Here is a 22,445-nt window from a genome sequence, read left to right on the forward strand (position 1 = left end):
CCTTTCATCTCCCCCGGAGCCTTTTTGCCATGACCGCTGAGCTGATACCCGTCCAGACGACCGCGGCCGCCGCCGACGCCGACGCCCGCAAGCAGCGGCTCCGCCGTCGCCTGGAGCGGCTGATCGGCATCGCGGCCACCGAGGGCAACCGCCTCACGGCGCTGCGCAACGGCGACGAGATCTTCCCGGCGATGCTGGGCGCGATCGAGAAGGCCGAGCACACGATCGACATGATGACGTTCGTGTACTGGAAGGGCGACATCGCCCGGGACTTCGCCTTCGCCCTGTCCGCGCGGGCGCGGGCGGGGGTCCGCGTACGCCTCCTCCTCGACGGTTTCGGCAGCCGGCTGATCGACAAGGAGCTCCTGTCCGAGATGGACGCGGCGGGCGTCCGGGTGGCGTGGTTCCGCCCGCCGCTGCGCCTTTCCCCGTTCAAGCAGAACCACCGCTGCCACCGCAAGGCGCTGGTCGTGGACGAGCAGATCGCGTTCACCGGCGGGGTCGGCATCGCCGAGGAGTGGTGCGGCGACGCCCGCAACCCGCAGGAGTGGCGGGACACCCACGTCGAGCTCAGGGGACCTGCGGTCGACGGCATCGCGGCGGCGTTCGCGCAGAACTGGGCGGAGTGCGACGAGGACCTCTTCGACACGCACGACCGTTTCGTGGAGCACCCCCGCCAGGGCGACGCGGTGGTGCAGGTGGTGCGCGGTTCGGCGAGCTTCGGCTGGCAGGACATGCAGACGCTGCTGCGGGTGGTGCTGGAGTCGGCGGAGGTACGGGTGAGGCTGGCGACGGCGTACTTCTCGCCCGACCCGTACTTCATCGAGCTGCTGTGCGCGACGGCCCGGCGCGGGGTGGAGGTGGAGATCCTGGTGCCCGGACCGTACACCGACAAGAGGGTCTGTCAGTTGGCCGGTGAGCAGCACTACGAGGAGCTGACGGCCTGCGGAGTGAAGATCTGGCACTTCCAGCCGACGATGATGCACGCGAAGGTCATCACGGTGGACGGGGTGGCCGCGCTGACCGGCTCCACGAACTTCAACCGGCGCTCCCTCGACCACGACGAGGAGGTCATGCTGGCGGTCCTGGACGAGGAGTTCACGGCTGTGCTCGACGCCCACTTCGACGAGGACGTGACGCGCAGCGAGGCGATCGACGGCGGCAAGTGGAAGCGCCGGGGCACGTTCCAGCGGCTGCGGGAGGCGGCGGTCACGCCGATCCGGCGCTACCTGTAGCCGTGGCCGTCGGGGTGTCCCCCGCGCCGGGGTGCGGCGAATCCCCCTCGCCGCCCTGCCCGGGGTCGGGCCGCACCGGGTCGGTGATCCCGGCGCGGGCGGCCTCCAGCTGGGCGGCGAAGGCGATGCCGAGGAAGAGGGCGATGCCGGTGAGGTTGGCCCACAGCAGCAGCGCCACGAACGCGGTGAGCGGCCCGTACAACGCCCCGAAGGACCCGCTCTTCGCGACGTAGAACGTCAGCAGCCACGTCGCCCCGACCCACAGCACCAGATGCACCGCCGACCCGAACGCCAGCCAGGTGTACCCGGGTTGGCGTCTGCGCGGCGACCACCGCAGGACGACCGCCGACGCGACCCACGCCAGCAGCACCCCGGCGGGGATGTCCATGGCCTGCCACCACCCGAGCCACCCGTCCGACCACCCGAGCGCACCGGCGAGCGCCTCCCCGACGGCGTCCCCCGCCACGAGCACCAGGAATCCCAGCACGAGCGGCACCCCGGCCGCCATCGCCAGCAGCAGACTGCGCCCGTACTTCTGCGCGAAGGGCCGGTCCCGCTCGATCCCGTAGATCCGATTGGCCCCGCGCTCTATCTGAGCCATCGCGGACGTGAGGTTGACCAGCGCGAAGACCAGCCCCGTCCACATGGCGACGGCGCTCCACACGCCCGAGCCCGCGCTGCGCCGCGTCTCGCCGAAGGCGTCCGCGACGAGATCGGCACTGTTGCCGGGCACGATCCCGACGAGCGTCCGCTCGACGACCCGCCCCACCGCTTCGTTGTGCACGGTCGCCGCCGCACCGACGACCGCCACCAGGAACGGCACGATGCCGAGCACGACCTGGTACCCGAGCGAGCGCGCGTTGCTGAACCCGTCGGCGTACCGGAACCGCGCGAAGGCGTCGAGCAGCAGCCGACGGCCGCCGTAGTGACGCAGGGCCATCAGTGCTTCGTCGCCGGAGAGTTCCTCCCCGATCATGTCCCGGGTCTGCGGGACATGAACAGCAGTTCCCATCCGGCATACGCTACAGCGGCACGGACCTGCCTAGCCCTCGGGGTTGGGCTCCCCCGGGGCGACCTGACCGGCGTCGCCCTCGTCCCCCGCCCGGCCGCCCGGCAGCACCGGCGGATTCGCCAGCCGTACGAGTTCCAGCGCCTGCTCGGGGAACCAGTCACCGGCCTTGGGGTCGACGGTGCCGCGCTCGGGGTCCTGGGGTCCTGCGGTGCCGCGCAGGCACAGTCCGTCGGACTCGCCCGGCGTCTTGATCCACAGCTTGGCGTCGTGCAGCGGGTCGCCGGTGCGGGTGGTGGGCCGGACGCCGAGGCCGCGTCCCGGCGGGTTGCACCAGTCCTGCGGGTCGGTGTACTTGCCCGCGGGCGGCGTCCACGCCCCCTTCCCGTTGCGGCTCGTGTCCGTGACGAAGTGCTTCATCTGGGAGGGCGGGGTGGTGACGTTCTTGTCGAGCCAGGCCTGGGCGGCGGCCTTGTCCCCCTTCTGCGAGGGGCACGCCTCGGCGTTTCCGCCCTTCTCGACGTACGCGATGCACGACGAAATCAGCTTCCCGTACCAGGAGTTGGCCTCGTCCGTCTGATAGTTGGACGCATTCGTGTAGAACCCCGTGGCGTTCTTGATGCCGCCCTTGATGAGCCGGGGGACGATGCTCGCGACGTCGTGCCAGCCGGCGTGCCCGGTGTCGAGGTAGACGCGGGTTTTCCGGAGGGCGGCCAGACTGCTGACGGCGTAGTTCACCTCCTCGTACCGGGCGGCGACCTTCTCCGCCTCCTCACCCTTCCCGCACTCGGAGGGCAGCAGGGCGAGGGCGTCCGGCTCCAGGACGACGATCGCGTCGCGCTTGCCGATGCCCTTGGCGACGCCGTCGATCCACGCCTTGTACTCGGCGGTGTTACTGGCGCCGCCCGCGGAGTAGTTGGAGCAGTCCCGGCCGGGGATGTTGTACAGGGCGAAGACGGGCATCGACCCGTCGATGCCGGCGTCCCGGGTGACGGCACGGGCGTCCTTCTCGACGGCCTCGGGCGTCTGGTCGCCGTACCAGACCGCGTGCGGGGTCCGCACCATGCGGATGATCCCGGCGGCGTCGCGCACGCCGGCGGCGCTGCTGGTGAGTTTCAGGGCCTGCTTGTACGCATCCGGATTGGCCAGCGGGGTGTACAGCCGAGGGCTCCCGGCCAGCGCGGGCGCGGGCGGCCCGGCGGCGGGCTCGGGGGCGCCGGAGGCGGGGGCGGAGGTGAGGGCCCAGATGACGCCGGCCGCGAGCGGGGGCAGGGCGGCGAGGGCGAGCACGCGCGGCTTGGGGCGGCGGTGCCGGGCAGGGGGGCTCAGAGTGGGGACGGGGTGGTCACCGTACCGGGTGGTGCGATCGTGCGGCACGGGGCGGTCGTGCTGTTCGGGTCGCATGGGGCTCTCCGGGGTCGCAAGGGCGTGCGGGAGCGGTTCCCGCACGAGAGTTGCCCAGGGCCATGTGCGCGTCAAGAGTGAGGGGGGTTCTGGGGGTGCCGCCGGGCCGGGATTTGATGGTGCATCAGGGGGTGGGGGGTGGCGAGCGGGGAGGGGCCGGTGGGGTGAGGGGGCGTCAGGCCCGCCGGGGGGTGGGGGTGGCTTCCGGGCCCGGGCCCGGTGCCGCGTGGGTCGCTTGACGCGGGGCGGGTCACTTCGGTGCGGGGTGGTCGGGTCGGCACCCGGTGCCGGGGCGGGTTTCGCCCCAGCCCCGCCCCTTCGCCTAAAGCGCTCGCCGCGCGGCTGGGTGGGTGGCTGGTCGCGCAGTTCCCCGCGCCCCTGGATGCCTGCGGCATCATTCAGCCCGTCCGGCGTTTGAGGACGCGCGGGCGCAGCCCGTGCAGGGGGAAAGGGGCGTAGCCCCATCAGGAACAGCAACCCACCACTCGCCCCGCAGGGTTTAGGTGAAGGGGTGGGGCTGGGGCGAAAACACCCCGGTACCGGGGACGGTACGGACAAGGCCCGCACCCCGCGTCACGCCACCTCGGTGATACGCCCCACCTCGGCCTCGCGCAGCGCATGGTGGATCGGCGTATGAGCCCCCGTCAGGGAAACCCCCGTACCCCCACGCCGCACAGCGACGATCTCCGCAGCGATGGAAAGGGCGGTCTCCTCCGGCGTGCGCGCCCCCAGGTCCAGCCCGATCGGCGAGTGCAGCCGCCCCAGCTCCAGGTCGGAAACCCCCACCGCCCGAAGGCGGTCGTTCCGGTCCAGGTGGGTGCGGCGCGACCCCATCGCCCCCACGTACGCCACCGGCATCCGCAGCGCCAGCTCAAGAAGAGGGATGTCGAACTTCGCGTCGTGGGTCAGCACGCACAGGACCGTCCGCGCATCGACCCCACCCGAGTCGCACGCCGAGGCGAGGTACCGGTGGGGCCAGTCCACGACCACCTCGTCCGCCCCCGGAAACCGCGCCCGCGTCGCGAAGACGGGCCGCGCGTCGCACACGGTGACGTGGTAGCCGAGGAACTTCCCCGCCCTCACCAGCGCCGCCGCGAAATCTATGGCCCCGAACACGATCATCCGGGGAGCCGGAACGCTCGACTCGACCAGCAGCGTCACCGGCGACCCGCACCGCGACCCGTCCGCGCCGATCTCGATCGGCCCCGTCCGCCCCGCGTCGAGCATCGCCCCGGCCTCGGCGACGGCGGTCCGGTCCAGCTCGGCAGGCCCGCCGAGCCCGCCCTCGTACGTACCGTCGGCCCGCACCAGGACGGCCCGGCCGAGGAGTTCCGCCGGACCCTGTGCCACCCGGGCGAGGGCCCCGGTGGAGCCCTCCGCAGCCGCCGCGCACGCCGCGGCGAGGACGTCACGCTGCGGCGAGTCCGCCCGTACGGGAGTCACCAGGATGTCGATGACTCCCCCGCAGGACAGTCCGACCGCGAAGGCGTCCTCGTCGCTGTAGCCGTAGCTCTCGACGCGGCTGACCCCGTCGGCCAGGGCCTGCTTGCACAGTTCGTAGACCGAGCCCTCCACACATCCGCCGGAAACCGACCCGATGGCCTCGCCGTCACTGTCGACGGCGAGGGCCGCACCGGGCTGCCTCGGCGAGCTTCCGTTCGTGGCCACGACGGTCGCGACCGCGAACTCCCGTCCCTGCCGGGTCCACCGGTCCAGCTCTTCGGCGATGTCCAGCACGGGGGTTCTCCTTCGAGGGACGAGGAACGGATGTGTGGAGGGCACGGAACCGTACTTCTACCTCAACGTCCTATCCGACGCCGAGCCAGCTCTCGATCGGGTGCAGGGCGAAGTAGACGACGAAGATCGCCGTCAGCGCCCACATGAACGCACCCAGCTCGCGGGCCTTGCCCTGGGCCACCTTGATGACGGTCCAGGCGATGACACCCGCGGCGACACCGGTGGTGATGGTGTACGTGAAGGGCATGAGGACGACCGTGAGGAACACCGGGATGGCGGTGGCGCGGTCGGCCCAGTCCACGTGGCGGGCGTTCTGCATCATCATCGCGCCGATCACGACCAGGGCGGCGGACGCCACCTCGGCCGGGACGATCGCGGTGAGCGGGGTGAAGAAGACGCAGGCCGCGAAGAAGAGGCCGGTGACGACCGCGGAGAGACCCGTACGGGCACCCTCCCCGACGCCCGTCGCGGACTCCACGAACACGGTCTGGCCGGAGGCTCCGGTGACACCGCCGATGGCGCCTCCCGCGCCGTCGACGAACAGGGCCTTGGACAGACCGGGCATGCGGCCCTTGTCGTCGGCGAGCTTGGCTTCCGTACCGACGCCGATGATGGTCGCCATCGCGTCGAAGAAGCCCGCCAGGACCAGGGTGAAGACGATCATGCCGACGGTCAGGACGCCGATGTCGCCCCAGCCGGTGAACTCGACCTTGCCGAAGAGCGAGAAGTCCGGCATGGAGACCACACCGTCGATCTCCGGCGGACGGCCGTTGCTCCAGCCCTTGGCCGGGATGGGCGAGATCGCGTTGACGATGACGGCGATGACCGTGCCGACGACGATGCCGATGAGGATGGCCCCGGGGATGTTGCGGGCCTGGAGCGCGAAGATCAGCAGCAGGGTGACTGCGAAGATCAGGACGGGCCAGCCGGCGAGTTCACCGGCCGGGCCGAGCGAGAGCGGGGTCGCCTTGCCGGGGTGCACGAAACCGGCCTTGACCAGCCCGATCAGGGCGATGAAGAGGCCGATGCCCATGGTGATGCCATGCTTGAGCGGCAGCGGGATGGCGTTCATGATCATCTCGCGGAGGCCGGTGACGACCAGCAGCATGATAACGACACCGTACATGATGCACATCGCCATGGCCTGTCCCCAGGTCATGTTCGGGGCGACCTGCGAGGCGAGCACGCCGGAGACGCTGAGTCCGGCGGCCAGGGCCAGCGGCACCTTGCCGACGAAGCCCATGAGGAGGGTGGTGACGGCCGCCGCGAAGGCGGTCGCGGTGATGAGCGCGGCGTTGCCGAGCACACCGCCCTTGGCGTCCGGGCCGCTGAGGATGACCGGGTTGAGCAGGAGGATGTACGCCATCGCCATGAAGGTGGTGATGCCGCCGCGCACCTCCCGGGCCACGGTGGACTGGCGCTTGGTTATGTGGAAGTACCGGTCGAGCCAAGAGCGGCCGGCGGGCTGGCGCGTACCCGCGCCGGCGTCCTCCGCCGTCGTCTTCGGCTCAGTGGACTGCTGGGTCATGGTGCCTGGTCTCCCAAGGTTCATAGGGGCATCCCAAATACCGCTCCGGGCATGGGAATTCGGGGACTTTTACGAGGGCTGCACGACCCGGAGGACGGTCCGAGGTGAGCGCTGGGTGTTGCAACTACCGCCTGGAAAGCGGGCGTTGGACCCCGGGCGACGGGGCGGGTGGAACGGTGACATTCCGTGGAGGCAGCGCCGCCCGGGGAGTTCATGAGGTCCTGACGATGCGTCAGGGGCCGTGGGGTTCCGGGATCACGTCCCGGTCAGGTGTTCCGGACGTACCGGAACGCGATTCAGCTCCAGTCCGGTGGCGGCGCGAACGGCCGCCAGCACGGCGGGAGTCGAGGACAGGGTCGGGGCCTCGCCGACTCCGCGCAGTCCGTACGGAGCGTGCGCGTCGGCGAGTTCGAGCACGTCGACGGGGATCGTCGGCGTGTCGAGGATGGTGGGGATCAGGTAGTCCGTGAAGGACGGATTGCGCACCTTCGCGGTCTTCGGGTCGACGAGGATTTCCTCCATGACGGCGATGCCCAGGCCCTGGGTGGTGCCGCCCTGGATCTGGCCGAGCACCGAGAGCGGGTTGAGGGCCTTGCCGACGTCCTGCGCGCAGGCCAGCTCGACCACTTTGACGAGGCCGAGTTCGGTGTCCACCTCCACCACCGCACGGTGCGCGGCGAAGGCGTACTGGACGTGTCCGCGGCCCTGCCCGGTGTGCCGGTCGAACGGCTCGGTGGGCCGGTGCCGCCACTCCAGCTCCACCTCGACGGCCTCCTCTTCGAGTACGTCGACGAGGTCGGCCAGCACCTCCCCGCTCTCGGTGACGACCTTGCCGCCCTCCAGGAGCAGCTCGGCGGTGGCCCAGGCGGGGTGGTAGGAGCCCAGCTTGGTGCGGCCCAGCTCCAGGACCCTTTCACGGACGTGCTCGCAGGCGTGTCTGATGGCCCCGCCCGTGACGTACGTCTGGCGGGAGGCCGAGGAGGAACCCGCCGAGCCGACCGTGGTGTCCGCCGGGTGGATCGTCACCCGGTCGACCCCGAGTTCGGTGCGCGCGATCTGGGCGTGGACGGTGACCCCGCCCTGCCCGACCTCCGCCATCGCCGTGTGGACGGTGGCGACCGGCTCCCCCGCGACGACCTCCATCCGCACCCGGGCGGTGGAGTAGTCGTCGAAGCCTTCGGAGAAGCCGACGTTCTTGATGCCGACCGCGTAGCCGACGCCCCGCACGACGCCCTCGCCGTGCGAGGTGTTGGAGAGGCCGCCGGGCAGGTCCCGTACGTCTGCCTCCTGGCCCGAAGAACCCGCCGACAGCCACTGCTGCTCCGGCGGCATCGGCATCGCCTTGACGCGGCGCAGCAGTTCGGCGACGGGTGCGGGCGAGTCGACGGCCTGGCCGGTGGGCAGCAGGGTGCCCTGCGACATGGCGTTGAGCCGCCGGAACTCGACCGGGTCCATCGAGAGCGCCGCCGCCAGCTTGTCCATCTGCGCCTCGTACGCGAAGCACGCCTGGACGGCGCCGAAGCCGCGCATCGCACCGCAGGGCGGGTTGTTGGTGTAGAGGGCGACGGCCTCGATGTCGACGTCGTCCACGGCGTACGGGCCGACGCTCAGCGAGGAGGCGTTGCCGACGACCGCCGGGGAGGAGGAGGCGTACGCACCGCCGTCGAGGACGATGCGGCACTTGAGGTGGGTCAGCCTGCCGTCCTTCGTCGCGCCGTGCTCGTACCAGAGCTTCGCGGGGTGGCGGTGGACGTGGCCGAAGAAGGACTCGAAGCGGTTGTAGACCATCTTGACCGGCCTGCCGGTGTGCAGGGCGAGCAGGCAGGCGTGGATCTGCATCGAGAGGTCCTCGCGGCCGCCGAAGGCCCCGCCGACGCCGGAGAGCGTCATGCGGACCTGCTCCTCGGGCAGGCCGAGGACGGGGGCGATCTGGCCGAGGTCGGCGTGCAGCCACTGGGTGGCGACGTAGAGGTCGACGCCGCCGTCCTCGGCGGGCACGGCGAGGCCGGACTCGGGGCCGAGGAAGGCCTGGTCCTGCATGCCGAAGTGGTACTCGCCACGGACGATCACGTCGGCCCGTTCGGCGGCGGCGGAGGCGTCGCCGCGCACGATGGGCTGGCGGTGCAGGATGTTGGGGTGCTCGACGTACCGGTGGTGCTCGTCGGTGCGGTTCTCGTGGAGTACGGGTGCGTCGGGTGCGGTCGCGGACGCCTCGTCGGTGACGAGGGGCAGTTCGCGGTACTCGACCTTGATCTTGGCGGCGGCCCGGCGGGCCGTCTCCGGATGGTCGGCGGCGACGAGCGCCACCGGCTCCCCGTGGTGACGTACCCTGCCCTCGGCCAGGACGGGGGTGTCCCGGATCTCCAGGCCGTAGTGCCTGGTTGCCGTGGGCAGGTCGTCGTACGTGAGGACGGCGTGCACCCCTGCCTGCGCCAGCGCCTCGGACACGTCGATCGAGACGATCTCGGCGTGCGCGAGCGTGGAGCGCAGGGTGTGACCCCAGAGCATGTCCTCGTGCCACATGTCCGACGAGTACGCGAACTCGCCGGTGACCTTCAGCGTGCCGTCGGGGCGCGGCGTGGATGCGCCGATGCCGCCCCTGGTCCTGCTGGCGGTGGACTGGTGGATGTCCGTGGGAGAGCCGGTGACGCCCATGGTGCTAGACCGTTTCTTCTTGTTCTGTCTGGCTGACCTGGCGCGCGGCCGCAAGACGTACCGCGTCGAGGATCTTCTCGTAGCCGGTGCAGCGGCAGAGGTTGCCCGAGAGGGCCTCCCGGATGTCCGCGTCCGACGGCGAGGGGTTGCGCTCCAGCATCTCGTCGGCGGCGACCAGCAGGCCGGGGGTGCAGAAGCCGCACTGGACGGCTCCGGCGTCGATGAACGCCTGCTGGATCGGGGCGAGCCGGCCGTCGTCCCCGGTGGGCTGCGCCTGCCACCGCTGGGCCGAGTCCAGCGACGTACCGCAGGAGCCGGAGGCCGACCCGCACGCTCCGCCCGGGTGCTCGCTGGACCGGTGCTGCGCGTAGTCCGCGAGCCCCTCGACGGTGACGACCTCGCGGCCCTCCACCTGCCCGGCCGCGACCAGGCAGGCGCAGACCGGGACGCCGTCGAGCCGGACCGTACAGGAACCGCATTCGCCCTGCTCACAGGCGTTCTTCGAGCCGGGAAGGCCCATGCGCTCGCGCAGGACGTACAGGAGGCTCTCGCCCTCCCAGACGTCGTCGGCCTCCTGCGGACGACCGTTGACCGTGAAGTTGACGCGCATGATCAGGCAGCTCCTTCCAGGAGGGCGGGGCCGGTGCCCCGGTACTGCTCCCAGGTCCAGCCGAGCGTGCGCCGGGCCATGATGCCGACCGCGTGGCGGCGGTACTTCGCGGTGCCGCGCACGTCGTCGATGGGATTGCAGGCGCCGGAGGCCAGCTCCGCGAACTGCTTGGCGATCGAGGGCGTGATGATCTTTCCGCTCTCCCAGAAGCCGCCCTCGTCGAGCGCGGCGTTCAGGAAGTCCTCGGCGGCGCGCGCCCGCACCGGGGTGGGTGCGGCGGAGCCGATGCCCGTCTTCACCGTCCGGGTGTCGGGGTGCAGGGCGATGCCGAAGGCGCAGACGGCGATGACCATGGCGTTACGGGTGCCGACCTTGGAGAACTGCTGCGGTCCGTCCGCCTTCTTGATGTGGACGGCACGGATCAGCTCGTCCGGTTCCAGGGCGTTGCGCTTGACGCCCGTGTAGAACTCCTCGACGGGGATCATGCGGGTGCCGCGCACGGACTGCGCCTCGACCTCGGCCCCTGCGGAGAGCAGGGCGGGGTGCGAGTCGCCGGCCGGGGAGGCGGCGCCGAGGTTTCCGCCGACCGAGCCGCGGTTGCGGATCTGCGGGGAACCCACGGTGTGGGCGGCGAGTGCGAGGCCGGGAAGCTCGGCCCGCAGGTGATCCATGATCTGGGTGTACGGAACGGAGGCGCCGAGGTTCACACTGTCCTGGCCCACCTCCCACTCCCGCAGCTCACCGATGCGGTTGAGGTCCAGAAGGTACTCGGGACGACGGTGGTCGAAGTTGATCTCGACCATGACATCGGTGCCACCCGCGATGGGGACAGCCGTGGGGTGCGCGGCCTTGGCGGCGAGCGCGTCCTCCCAGCTGGCGGGGCGAAGGAAGTCCATAAGTGGCTCTCTCTTCGATTCGGGGGCGACTGTTCAGTTGCGTGGTGGTTCGCTTGTTCAGTTGCACACCGTCCGCATGGATCAAGCCATCTGGTTCATGCTCTGTTCATGCGGGGGTGGCCCAAGTACACAAGCCGTGGCAGGCCCGGTGCAGTCACCGAAACCATGAAGGAGTTGGCTGGTCGCCCGTCTCGTCTTGTAGATTCGAACGAAAGACGGGGATCATCGACCTCTCCGATATTCACATTTATCTCGACCGAACACAGCTCCCGGGCCCCCGCGGCCCACCTCCCCCACCCCCCTGACCTCACGACACAGAAACGGCGGCGACACGACGATGCGGCTGCGCGCCCTGCTGGAAACCGATGCGCTCGGCCTGAGCCTCCTGGGCGGCGCGGACGAGCTCGACCGCACCGTGCGCGGGGTCATGACCACCGACCTGCGCGACCCGAGCCGCTACCTGTCCGGCGGGGAGCTGGTCCTCACCGGTCTGGCCTGGCGGCGCACCCCCGAGGACTCCGAGCCTTTCGTACGGATACTGACCGCGGCCGGTGTCGTGGGTCTCGCCGCGGGCGAGGCGGAGCTCGGCAGCGTGCCGCAGGATCTCGTCGAGGCGTGCGCCCGGCACCGGCTGCCGCTGTTTTCGGTCACGGAGTCGGTGGCCTTCGCCACGATCACCGAGCACGTGGTACGGCAGGTGTCCGGCGAGCGCGCGGGCGACCTGGCGGCGGTCGTCGACCGGCACCGCCGGCTGATGACCTCGGGTCCGGCGGGCGGCGGCCCGGAGGTCGTCCTCGACCTGCTCACCTCGGACCTGGACCTGCACGCCTGGGTGCTCTCCCCGGTCGGCCGCCAGGTCGCGGGCTCGGACACCCCGCTGCCCGCCGGGGTGGGCCCGGCGCTGGCCGCCGAGCACCTGGCGGCCAGCCGCACGGGCCGGCGCAGCCCGCACCGGGTGGTCCTGGGCGGCACCGCGTACTCCCTCTTCCCGATCCGTACGGCGGGCCGCGGGCCGGAGCGGCTCGCCGGGACGGCCGCCTCCCGGGACGTCCGCGAGAACGTGCTCTCCGACTGGCTGCTGGCCGTGGAGGCGGACGCCGGGGACTGGCCCGCCGCCCGCCTGGACCTGCTCCAGGGCGTCACCCAGCTGATCGCCGTCGAGCGCGACCGCAGGGACTCCGCGCGTACGGTGCGGCGCAGGCTCGCCCAGGAGGTCCTGGAGCTGGTGCAGGCGGGCGCGGCCCCCTCGGAGATCGCGGCCAGGCTGCGGGTGGCGGCCCCGGTGCTGCTGCCGGGTCTGGGGGCGGCCCCGCACTGGCAGGTCGTGGTGGCGCGGGTCGAGTGGGACGGCGGCGCGGTGGAGAGCGGTCCGGCGGCGCAGGCGCTGCTGGAGGAGATCCTGGTGGATCCGACGGTTCCGGCGGACTCGATGGCGGCTGCCGCCGAGCCCGCGGACCGGATCGCGGTGGCGCACAGCGGCGAGGAGGCCATCGCGCTGGTGCCGCTGCCGGCGGTCGCGGCCGATCAGCCCGACGCCGAGGACGACGCCGAGGGCGAGAGCAAGGCCCCCGGGCTGCACGCGGAGAGCCTGCTGGCCGCCGTGCAGGCGCCGCTGTCGGGCGGTCTCGCGGACGACGGGCGCCTGACGCTGGGCGTCAGCGCGCCGGTGCACTCGGCGGAGGGGCTGCGCGGGGCGCTCGAGGAGGCCCGGCACGCCCGCCGGGTGGCGGCGGCGCGGCCCGGGCGGGTGGCGGCGGCCGGGCACCACGAGCTGGCGTCGCACGTGCTGCTGCTGCCGTTCGTCCCGGACGACGTGCGGCGTGCGTTCACCGCGCGGCTGCTCGACCCGCTGCGGGACTACGACCGGCGGCACCGGGCGGAGCTGATCCCCACCCTGGAGGCGTTCCTCGACAGCGACGGCTCCTGGACGCGCTGCGCGACGCGCCTGCACCTGCACGTCAACACGTTGCGCTACCGGGTGGGCAGGATCGAGCAGTTGACGGGCCGTGACCTCTCCCGGCTGGAAGACAAACTGGACTTCTTCCTGGCCCTGCGCATGAGCTGACGGAAAGTCGCCGAAGCTCCACGGGCCGTTCATGACCAACTCCGGGTCGGCCTTTGTGAAAACAATCACCCGGCCCCTTGGCCCCACGTGTCATTTCGTGCTGTGATGCGCGCACGACCGAACGCCGAACACAACTGGCGTGGAAACGGTCGGACTTCACAGCTCAATGGCGCGCTCGGGGAGGGCAATGTGGCGGACACCGCCATGTCGGGTTCCACTTCCGAAACTGAGGGAGCGAGGGGAGAGGGGTCCGACGCGGGAGGGGCGGGAGGTCCGGGATTCCCGGGCGGTCCGCTCCAGACGGCGGTGTGGCGGCTGCGTTCGCGCGGCTGCTGGGCCGATGCCGCGGCCCTGCTGGAGTCCCGCCCGGGGGCGGCTCCGGCGCTCCAGCGGGCGGCCCTGCTGGTGGAGCGCTGTCTGTTCACCGAGAACGGCTGGCCGGAGGCCGAGGAGGCGCTGCGCGGCGCGGAGGCCCTCGCCAAGGAGGACGACGAGCGCGGCAGCGCGGCCTGCGAGCGCGGCCATCTGGCGTACGCCTCCACGGTGCTCGGGGTACGGGACCGCGCCGACGAGGCCCGTTCCGCACTCGGCAGGGCCGCAGCCCTGCTGCACCCCAACTCCCCCAACCGGCCCCTGCTGGACTTCCGGCGGGGGCTGATCGCCGAGCACCTCTCGGACTCGCCGCAGTCGGCGAAGGCGGCCTACCGCAGGGCGCACGCGGGCGCGACGACCCACCGCAAGTCCCTGCTGCTCTCCTTCACCTGGCGCCACCTGGCCGGACTCGCGCTGCGCGAGGGCGAGTTGGCGGAGGCCCGGCACGGGTTCGCGGAGTCGCTGCGGATAAGGGAGGAGCTGGGCTACCTGGTCGGTACGGCCCCGGCGCTGGCCGCGCTCGCGGACGCCGAGCCGGAGCCGGAGGCGAGCCGGCTGCGGGCCGAGGCGTCCCGCCTCTTCCACCTGCTGGACGGCGTCCCCACCTGGCTCGCCGCCCAGCTGCCCCCTCCGCCACCGGCTGCCGCGTAGGGGCCCGGGGAAGGGGTCGGGGACCACCTGCCGCTCTCGTACATAAGTCCATACAGCCTGGATGGAGCAACCCCCCAGTTCACAGCGGGCCAGAATCAGCTAAGGTAAGGCTTACCTGCACTAGCCCCGTGAGCGATTCGGTGGTCCCCTGCATGACCGTCCCCGCCCTGCTGCCGCCCCACGCCGTGCGCCCTGCCGCCGCATCGGCCGTGGCCGACTCCTACGCGCGCCTCACCGAGGTCTTCCCCTCGTTGGTGATCAAGGAGCTGACCGGCGACGAGAGCGCACCGCGCGGCGGCGGCTGGGTCGGCGCGGACGAGCTGGCCGCCGGAGGCGCGGGCCTGGACGCGTTCATGGCCTGGGACAACGCGCAGGTGCTGCGCGACTACGGGCAGCAGGCCCGCCCCGACGTGATCGCCAGCTTCGCCCTGCACCGGTACGCCTGGCCCGCCTGCCTGCTGGTCACCGTGCCCTGGTTCCTGCACCGCAGGGTCCCCCGGGTCCCGGTGACGGACGTGGCCTTCCAGCGGGTGCTGGGCCGGATGACCGTACGGGTGACGGAGTTCGCGTGCCTGCCGGACGACCCGGCGGCGGCGCTGCCCGGCGCCCGGGTCGTACCGGACGAGGAAGCCCTCCGCGGCGAGGCGCGCGACGCGCTGGCCGAGCACCTGGAGCCGGTGCTCGCCGGCTTCGGGCCCCGGATGCGACGCCGCGGGCACGCGCTGTGGGGCATGGCGACCGACGAGATCGTCGAGGGCCTGTGGTACGTCGCCCATCTGCTGGGCGAGGAGCAGCGCGCGATGGCGGAGCTGGAGCTGCTGCTGCCCGGCGCGACGGCCCCCTACCGCGCCTCCGCGGGCTTCCGCGAGCTGACCGGTCCGAACGGGGAGAAGCTGCCCACCCGGGACCGCGCCACCTGCTGCCTCTTCTACACCCTGCGCCCCGAGGACACCTGCACCACCTGCCCCCGGACCTGCGACGCGGACCGGATCAAGAAGCTCAGCGAGGAAGCCGTAACCTCCGCCTGATCGCCACGCCACCCGTGCGGGTGGCGGAATTCGAACCCAACCGGGCTCGTGGGAGCGGCAGTTCGAGATATTGCCACCTATCCGCGTAGTGCGGAGTCCCGATGGCGTTCTCTTGTCCCGAAACCCCTTGTGCGTCACGCGACGTGGGCCAATATGTCGCCGAAACGCAATCAGGCGCGATGCGCGGTCCGCGATCCGTACCCACGGACGCGTCGCCGCCGCGCTGACGCAAAGGGACTCCGCATGAGAATGACCGACATATCGCTGGACTGGCTGCTTCCTGGCGTCGTGATGATCGCGGGTGTTCTGGTGGCGATCGCCGTGGTCGCGCGCGGCAAGCGCGCGGGCGAGAAGGCCGCCAGCAGCGAGGACTCGTGGGAACGCAGCGAGGAGCGGCGCAGAAGGAAGGAAGCCTTCTACGGAAGCGCCTCCTACGTCCTGCTGTTCTGCTGCGCCGCCGTCGCCGCCGCACTGTCCTTCCACGGTCTCGTCGGCTTCGGGCAGCAGAACCTGAACCTGTCCGGCGGCTGGGAGTACCTGGTGCCGTTCGGGCTCGACGGGGCGGCGATGTTCTGCTCCGTGCTCGCGGTGCGGGAGGCCAGCCACGGTGACGCGGCGCTCGGCTCGCGGCTCCTCGTGTGGACCTTCGCCGGGGCCGCCGCCTGGTTCAACTGGGTACACGCGCCACGGGGGTTGGGGCATGCGGGCGCACCGCACTTCTTCGCCGGGATGTCGCTCTCGGCGGCGGTCCTCTTCGACCGGGCGCTCAAGCAGACCCGCCGCGCGGCGCTGCGTGAACAGGGGCTCGTACCGCGCCCCCTGCCGCAGATCCGGATCGTGCGGTGGCTGCGGGCCCCCCGGGAGACCTTCGGGGCCTGGTCGCTGATGCTGCTGGAGAACGTGCGCACGCTCGACGAGGCGGTGGACGAGGTCCGTGAGGACAAGCGGCAGAAGGAGCAGAACCGTCTCCGCAGGAGGGAGCACGAGAAGCTGGAGCGGGCCCAGTTGAAGGCCATCAACCGCCAGCACCGCGCCTGGGGGCGCAGCCGGGGCGGCCGTCAGGTCGACGTGCAGTTGTCGTCCGCAGGGTCGGGCTCCGCGCCGCACGCCGTCGCGGAGCCCGCCATAGCAGAAGCGGGACAACTGCCGCTTCGCAACCGGCCCTCCCTCCAGGCCGTGAAAGGCGCTGGGAGCAAGGGAGTTGAGACCCGGACGGTGGACCTGACCGCCGAGGACGACACGCAGGCCCTGCCCCGGCTGGACTCGCTGGAGCAGAAGCTCAAGGACCTTGAGCAGCAGTTCGGGTGACGGGACGTCAGTTTGCCCGTACGGTACGGGGGTTCGGCCGGATCATGGTCCGGCCGGGCCCCCGTGCGCACGTCCGGTGGCCGCCCGGCCCCCGTGCGCACGTCACGTGGCGGCCGGACCCCCGTCCAGTTCGAACCACACCACCTTGCCCGGCCCGTGTCCCTGCATCCGTACGCCCCAGGCGTCCGCGAGGGCCTGGACCAGGAGCAGTCCGCGGCCGTGCGTGTTCTCGTCGCAGCTCGCCAGTTGCGGTTCCGGCATCCGGGACAGGTGGTCGTGCACTTCGACGCGGAGCGTGGAGGCCGCCAGGGTGGCCGTCAGTTCCGCGTCGCTCTCGGTGTGTATCAGCGCGTTGGTGACCAGTTCGCTGGTGAGCAGTTCGGCGACGTCCGCACAGTCCGGGCGTCCCCAGGTGCGCAGCAGCTCGCGCAGTGCGTGGCGCGCGTCGGCCACGGCGGTGAGGTCCGCCCGGCCCAGTCGGCACCGCATCTGGGGCGATGCGCGTCCGCCCCCGGTCGTCTCGCCCGCCCGCGTGTCCCCCGACGCGGTGCGGCCCTTCGCCACCGGCCCGGGACGGCCCGGCTGTTGCCTTGTCATAACCCCCACCCACACCCGACTCAGTCCCCTCCTGGTCGAACACCCTCACGCAATGGATGCCCGCGCACACCGGCCGCACTCATGCCGGACCGGGTCCAGGTGGGCTCGGAGCGCCCCGATTCGCCCCAACGCCCTAGGCACGGCTGCCGTTCTGGGCGTACGCCATGCGCGGGAAACGCCGGTGCCCCGTCCTCCCAGCAAGCGAGGACGGGGCACCGGCGCATTCGTGTCCCGCACGGGGCGGGCGGTGGAGCGGGTGCGTCAGAGGATGCCGAGGCCCAGGTCGATGTCGACGTTGAGGCCGAGGGCGACCAGGATGCGGGCGTCGACGTCGGCCTCGATCCAGGCGTCCACCAGGACGTCGGCGTCGAGGTCGGCGAAGACGTGCACGCCCAGGACCGTGTCGAGCCACACGAAGGCGGCGGCGTCCAGCGTCAGTCCGCTGTCCAGGACGAGGGAGGCGTTCTCGTCGACGCTGACGGTGCTGACGTCCATGGTGCCGATGCGCACCCCGGCCTTGGCACCGACGTTGGCGGTGACGACCCCGGTGGCGAGGTCGACCCGGACGCCCGAGACGACGACGCTCTTGGCGCCCGCGGTCAGCTTGACGCCGCCCTTGAGTACGACGGTGCCGCCGACGATCGCCTCGTTGCGGGTGACGACCTTGCTGCCCGCGGCGACCGCCAGGGAAACGCCGGCGTCCGCCTCGACGGCTCCGTCGACGGCGGCCACGACCACACCGTGCGCGTCGAGGTCCACCGCGGCCGCGAGGTCGAGGGTGAGCAGACCGCCCTTGATCGGTACGTCGTCGGAGGGGGCGACCGCGGTGGCGGCCGTCGGGGCGGCGGCCGGCGTGGCGGCGAACGCGGCCGGGGCGGCGATGCCGGTGAGGACGACCGCGGCGACGGCTGCGGCGGAGATGCGGCCGTATCGACGGGAGGAAGACATGCGCGTCACGGACCCTTCCAGGGGGTGGTGAGGAACGATGGTCACTTGATCTGAACGTCTTCCTCGCCCCGCCCCGAAGACCACCCGTCGGCCGCGCTTTACATCCGTATGGCCCCGGCCCGGCGGGCCGGGGCGCTGTCCCCCGTACGGCTTAGGGGCGCGGGACATTCCGCAGGTTGGAGCGTGCCATCTGGACCATCCGGCCCACTCCTCCGTCCAGTACGACCTTTCCGGCGGACAGCGCGAAGCCCTTCACCTGGGCGGCCTTGATGTGCGGCGGGATCGACAGGGCGTTCGGGTCGGTGACGACCTCGACCAGGGCCGGGCCCTTGTGCCGGAACGCGTCCTTGAGAGCGCCCGCCAGCTCCTTGGGCTTCTCGACGCGCACGCCGAAGGCACCGCAGGCGCGCGCCACCGCGGAGAAGTCCGGGTTGCGGTTCTCCGTACCGTACGAAGGCAGTCCGTCGACCAGCATCTCCAGTTCGACCATGCCCAGCGAGGAGTTGTTGAACAGGACGACCTTCACCGGCAGGTCGTGCTGGACCAGGGTGAGGAAGTCGCCCATCAGCATCGAGAAGCCGCCGTCGCCGGACATGGACACGACCTGGCGGTTGCGGTCGGTGAACTGCGCGCCGATGGCCTGCGGGAGGGCGTTGGCCATCGAGCCGTGCGAGAAGGAGCCGATGACGCGGCGGCGGCCGTTGGGGGTGAGGTAGCGGGCCGCCCAGACGTTGCACATGCCGGTGTCGACGGTGAACACGGCGTCGTCGGCGGCGAGTTCGTCGAGGACGGAGGCCACGTACTCGGGGTGGATCGGGACGTGCTTGTCGACCTTGCGGGTGTACGCCTTGATCACGCCCTCCAGCGCGTCGGCGTGCTTCTTCAGCATCTTGTCGAGGAACTTGCGGCTCGACTTGGCCCGCACCCGGGGGGTCAGACAGCGCAGCGTCTCGCGGACGTCGCCGCAGACACCGAGCTCCAGCTTGCAGCGGCGGCCGAGGTTCTCGGGGCGCACGTCCACCTGGACGATCTTCACGTCCTTGGGCAGGAAGTCGTTGTACGGGAAGTCCGTGCCCAGCAGGATCAGCAGGTCGCACTCGTGCATGGCCTCATAGGCGGCGCCGTAGCCGAGCAGGCCGCTCATGCCCACGTCGTACGGGTTGTCGTACTGGATGAACTCCTTGCCGCGCAGCGCGTGCCCGACCGGGGACTTGATCCGCTCGGCGAACTCCATCACCTCGGCGTGCGCACCGGCCGTGCCGGAGCCGCAGAACAGGGTGATCTTCTCGGCGCCGTCGATCAGGTCGGTGAGCCTGGCGAGGTCGCTCTCGCCGGGGCGGATCACCGGGCGGGAGGTGATGAGCGACTGCTCCAGGGCCTCCTCGGGGACGGTCTCGCCCGCGACGTCGCCGGGCAGCGAGACCACGCCGACGCCGCCCCGGCCGACCGCGTGCTGGATCGCGGACTGCAGGACGCGGGGCATCTGCTTGGGGGTGGAGATCAGCTCGTTGTAGTGGCTGCACTCGTCGAAGAGCTTGTCCGGGTGGGTGGCCTGGAAGTAGTTGAGGCCGATCTCGGCGGAGGGGATGTGCGAGGCCAGCGCCAGGACGGGGGCCATCGAGCGGTGGGCGTCGAAGAGGCCGTTGATGAGGTGCAGGTTGCCGGGGCCGCAGGAGCCCGCGCAGGCGGCCAGCTTGCCGGTGATCTGGGCCTCGGCGCCGGCCGCGAAGGCGGCGGTCTCCTCGTGCCGGACATGCACCCACTCGATGGCGTCGTTGCGGCGGATGGCGTCCACGACCGGGTTGAGGCTGTCGCCGACGACCCCGTACAGGCGCTCCACTCCCGCCTGCACGAGGATGTCGACGAACTGCTCGGCCACCTTCTGCTTCGCCATGACGTGGGTGCCTCTCGGTAGGACGTCCTCGGCGGTACTGGCCGGGACTGGCTGACGATCACCGTTCGCCTGTCCATGAACCCACGAAATATGCGGCTATGCCTCCCAGACCGCGACGGCCGTGCGGTCGTCGGCGTACCCCTTGACGCGCAGTTGTACGTCGGCGAGATAGGCAGCGAGGCCCGGCGGCCTGGGGTCGCCCCAGCGTCCCGCGAGCTCCTTGGCGAGCGCCGCCTCGCCGCGCAGGGGCTCCGCCAGGCCCGCACTGCACAGCAGCAGGACGTCCTCGGTCCTGGCCACCGACGCCCGGAAGCGGAACCGGGAGCTGGGGGGCGCCGTCTCGACGTACGGGGACGGCGGTGTCGTGATCCCGAGGTCCATCGTCAGCCGGTCGCCGTCCGGGCCCTCCTCGGGCTCGCTGTCCGCACTCGGTGCGGAGCCGAAGCCGACCACCGCCTCGCCGGTGACGGCCTCGGGGACGGGCTCCGGCGGCTCGATGTCCTGCCACACCCCGTCGCGCAGCCGGAACAGGCCGCCTTCGCCGACCCCGAAGTAGATCCGGGTCCGGCACAGCGGGTCGGCGGAGAGCAGCAGGCAGCGCAGGTCGGCGGTGTACTCCCCCGGCTCCAGGCCCAGCTCGGCGGCGCGGGCGCGCAGCTTGCCGTAGCTGCGGTCGGTGAGCCGGTGCAGCCCGGACTTGAGGTCGCCGCGCCTGCCCGCCCGGATGTCCTCGGCAAGCCGCGCGTGGCTGCGGCCGACGGCTCCGGCGATCCACTGGCAGGCCTCGGCGGCGGCCAGATGCGCCCCCTCCGCCGCACGTGCCCCACTGGCCACGGCCACCAGCACCAGTCCCCCGTCCCCGCTGCCGAACCGGGCGGTGAGCAGGGCGTCCCGCCGGGGCTCGCCCCGGAACCGCGCCGAGTCGCCGCGCACGGAGGCGGCGCGCAGGGTGTACGAGCCGTACCGGGCCCCGTCCAGCACGGTGTCCGCGACGAGCGCGCCGAGGTCCTGCGGGTCGGCGGCGGCGAGGGCGGTGGGCTCGGCGTCGTAGGTGGGCGGCCCATCACCCAAGTGGGTGACGACGGTACGGGCCCGGTGGGGGCCGGCGGACACGGAGGCGTCCCAGGGGGCGGTAGGGGCGGGCGTGGGGGTGGGGACGTCGGGGCGGGTCTCCGTGCGCAGGGTGTTCGGGTGGGTCTCCGGGTGCGGGGTGGTGCTGGTGTCCGTGTCGGTGACGGTGTCGGGCTTGTCGTCGGCGGGGGTGGGCGGGGGGCCGAAGACGCCGGGGTCGGCGGGGGCGCGGCGGGGCTGCGGGGGAACGGTGGGAGGCTGCTGCGGGGCGTCCTGCCGGGGCGGGTAGGACGTCGGCAGGGGCGGTACGTCCCTGAGCCTCCCCTCCGTACGGGACGCGGCGCGCCGGGGGTCGGCGGCGGGGGTGTCGTCGCGGGCGGCGTCCGGTGCGGGTGGCTCGGGGCGGGGGCCGTAGGCGTCCGGGGACGGCTCGTCCCAGAGGCGGCGGGTCCGCCGGAGGTCGTGCCGGGGACCGGGACTCCCGGGCGGCCCGGGCAACGGGGGCGGCGGCCCCCAGGTGGAGGTCTCGGACCCGGACCACGGGCCGTCGGCGTCCCGCCGGGGGGAGTCGGGGGCGGCCCCGGGGGGCGAGGACGGCGCGGACGGCCCGGGGGCGGGCGGAGGGCCGGCGGCCGGGGCCTGCTCGGAGGTCGGGCCGGGGGCGGCGGCCTGTCCCCGGGTTGGATCCGCCGTGGGCCCGGAGTCCGCCGTGGGCCCGGGGGCCGGGGTGCGTGGCCCGGTGTCCGGTGTTCCGGGCCGCCAGTCGGCGGGGAGAGGTGCGGGGGCCGGGCCCGAGACCTCCGGTCCGGTGTCCGGGGCCGGTTCGGGCTGCGGCTCCGGCTGCGTGGGGGAAGGGCGCGGGACCGCGTCCCTGGGCCCCTCCTCCGTACCCCCGACTCGCCTGCTCCTGCGCGGCGTTGGCAGCCAGGCGTCCCAGCCCCGTTCGGCGGGGCGGGCGGACCTCGGGTCCGGCAAGGCGTCGGGCGAGGCATCGGGCGAGGCGTCCGGCCGGACGACGGGCGGAACGTCCGGCGGGACGTCCGGCGAGGCGTCGCGCGGGAACACGTCCCCGGGCGAATCCGCGGGCGAATTCGCGGACGGCGGGACCGACGGAGGCTCCGGGGGTTCCGGGGGTTCCCAAGGGGCCCTGGTCCGGGGCTCCTTGGGAACCGGCCGCGGCGGCTCCCGCACCCCGGCGTCCCGCGCCGGCCCAGCGCCCGGGGTCGAGTCGAAGTGGTCGTCCACGGTGTGGCCCGACGGCGTCGGGCCGGTGTCCGGAGCTGCCTCGTCGTACAGCCGGTCCCACCAGTCGTCCTCGGCGCCGGTGCGCCGCTCCCCCTGCTGACTCATGCCCCTATTGTCCACCGCTGAGGCGATTCGGAAACGGGGCAAGACGAAAAAATGGTCCGCCGGGCAACCCCACCCCCCACGGGAAGG

At 72.2% G+C, this 22,445-nt stretch carries 16 protein-coding genes; 5 read left to right on the forward strand and 11 right to left on the reverse strand.

The annotated features are described in order from the left end of the window. Window positions 1-29 precede the first annotated feature (29 nt). Complete coding sequence (locus tag IE269_RS12235; RefSeq protein ID WP_189822900.1) at window positions 30-1,235, forward strand: phospholipase D-like domain-containing protein; 1,206 nt, start codon at window positions 30-32, stop codon at window positions 1,233-1,235. On the opposite strand, the gene IE269_RS12240 is transcribed toward IE269_RS12235, so the two are convergent. From IE269_RS12240 to IE269_RS12270, 7 genes are all read right to left on the reverse strand, one after another. Beyond that, the gene (locus IE269_RS12240; RefSeq protein WP_189822901.1) at window positions 1,210-2,247 is read right to left on the reverse strand and encodes a YihY/virulence factor BrkB family protein; all 1,038 of its coding nucleotides are present in this window, start codon (window positions 2,245-2,247) and stop codon (window positions 1,210-1,212) included. The genes IE269_RS12235 and IE269_RS12240 overlap by 26 nt on opposite strands. A 30-nt stretch (window positions 2,248-2,277) precedes the next feature. Then, window positions 2,278-3,648, reverse strand: a complete 1,371-nt coding sequence (locus IE269_RS12245) for a glycoside hydrolase family 6 protein (protein WP_189822902.1) — start codon at window positions 3,646-3,648, stop codon at window positions 2,278-2,280. 573 nt (window positions 3,649-4,221) lie between these two features. Continuing rightward, on the reverse strand, window positions 4,222-5,385 hold the full coding sequence (locus tag IE269_RS12250) for an XdhC family protein (protein ID WP_189822903.1): 1,164 nt from the start codon (window positions 5,383-5,385) through the stop codon (window positions 4,222-4,224). A 70-nt stretch (window positions 5,386-5,455) separates the two neighbouring features. Further along, window positions 5,456-6,913, reverse strand: a complete 1,458-nt coding sequence (locus tag IE269_RS12255) for an NCS2 family permease (protein ID WP_189822904.1) — start codon at window positions 6,911-6,913, stop codon at window positions 5,456-5,458. A gap of 255 nt (window positions 6,914-7,168) precedes the next feature. Beyond that, entirely contained in the window at window positions 7,169-9,568 is a 2,400-nt protein-coding gene (locus IE269_RS12260) for a xanthine dehydrogenase family protein molybdopterin-binding subunit (RefSeq protein ID WP_189822905.1), read from the reverse strand. Window positions 9,569-9,572: 4 nt separating this feature from the next. Further along, on the reverse strand, window positions 9,573-10,178 hold the full coding sequence (locus IE269_RS12265) for a (2Fe-2S)-binding protein (protein WP_189822906.1): 606 nt from the start codon (window positions 10,176-10,178) through the stop codon (window positions 9,573-9,575). 2 nt (window positions 10,179-10,180) lie between these two features. Next, window positions 10,181-11,074: an FAD binding domain-containing protein gene (locus tag IE269_RS12270; RefSeq protein WP_189822907.1), complete on the reverse strand. Its 894-nt coding sequence runs from the start codon at window positions 11,072-11,074 to the stop codon at window positions 10,181-10,183. A gap of 337 nt (window positions 11,075-11,411) precedes the next feature. Between IE269_RS12270 and IE269_RS12275 the strand changes: the two genes are divergently transcribed. The 4 genes from IE269_RS12275 to IE269_RS12290 all read left to right on the forward strand — a co-directional run bounded on the left by IE269_RS12275 (window position 11,412) and on the right by IE269_RS12290 (window position 16,498). Then, window positions 11,412-13,139: a PucR family transcriptional regulator gene (locus IE269_RS12275; RefSeq protein WP_189822908.1), complete on the forward strand. Its 1,728-nt coding sequence runs from the start codon at window positions 11,412-11,414 to the stop codon at window positions 13,137-13,139. Between the two features lie 189 nt (window positions 13,140-13,328). Continuing rightward, window positions 13,329-14,162, forward strand: a complete 834-nt coding sequence (locus tag IE269_RS12280) for a hypothetical protein (protein ID WP_438817542.1) — start codon at window positions 13,329-13,331, stop codon at window positions 14,160-14,162. 152 nt (window positions 14,163-14,314) lie between these two features. Next, a complete protein-coding gene (locus tag IE269_RS12285) occupies window positions 14,315-15,190 on the forward strand; it encodes a (2Fe-2S)-binding protein (protein WP_189823303.1) in 876 nt (291 codons plus the stop codon). A gap of 243 nt (window positions 15,191-15,433) precedes the next feature. After that, window positions 15,434-16,498 (forward strand): DUF2637 domain-containing protein, encoded by a 1,065-nt coding sequence (locus IE269_RS12290; protein WP_189822909.1) that lies wholly within the window; start codon window positions 15,434-15,436, stop codon window positions 16,496-16,498. Between the two features lie 102 nt (window positions 16,499-16,600). Here the strand turns inward: IE269_RS12290 and IE269_RS12295 are convergent, their stop codons facing one another. The 4 genes from IE269_RS12295 to IE269_RS12310 all read right to left on the reverse strand — a co-directional run bounded on the left by IE269_RS12295 (window position 16,601) and on the right by IE269_RS12310 (window position 22,358). Next, window positions 16,601-17,095 (reverse strand): ATP-binding protein, encoded by a 495-nt coding sequence (locus IE269_RS12295; RefSeq protein ID WP_189822910.1) that lies wholly within the window; start codon window positions 17,093-17,095, stop codon window positions 16,601-16,603. Between the two features lie 261 nt (window positions 17,096-17,356). Next, window positions 17,357-18,043 carry a hypothetical protein gene (locus IE269_RS12300; RefSeq protein WP_189822911.1) on the reverse strand — a complete coding sequence of 229 codons (687 nt, stop codon included), beginning with the start codon at window positions 18,041-18,043 and terminating at the stop codon, window positions 17,357-17,359. A gap of 151 nt (window positions 18,044-18,194) precedes the next feature. After that, entirely contained in the window at window positions 18,195-19,937 is a 1,743-nt protein-coding gene (locus IE269_RS12305) for a pyruvate dehydrogenase (RefSeq protein WP_189822912.1), read from the reverse strand. Window positions 19,938-20,033: 96 nt separating this feature from the next. Beyond that, window positions 20,034-22,358 (reverse strand): protein phosphatase 2C domain-containing protein, encoded by a 2,325-nt coding sequence (locus IE269_RS12310; RefSeq protein ID WP_189822913.1) that lies wholly within the window; start codon window positions 22,356-22,358, stop codon window positions 20,034-20,036. Between the last annotated feature and the right edge of the window lie 87 nt (window positions 22,359-22,445).

Source organism: Streptomyces spiroverticillatus (assembly GCA_014650415.1).
Lineage (GTDB): Bacteria > Actinomycetota > Actinomycetes > Streptomycetales > Streptomycetaceae > Streptomyces > Streptomyces spiroverticillatus.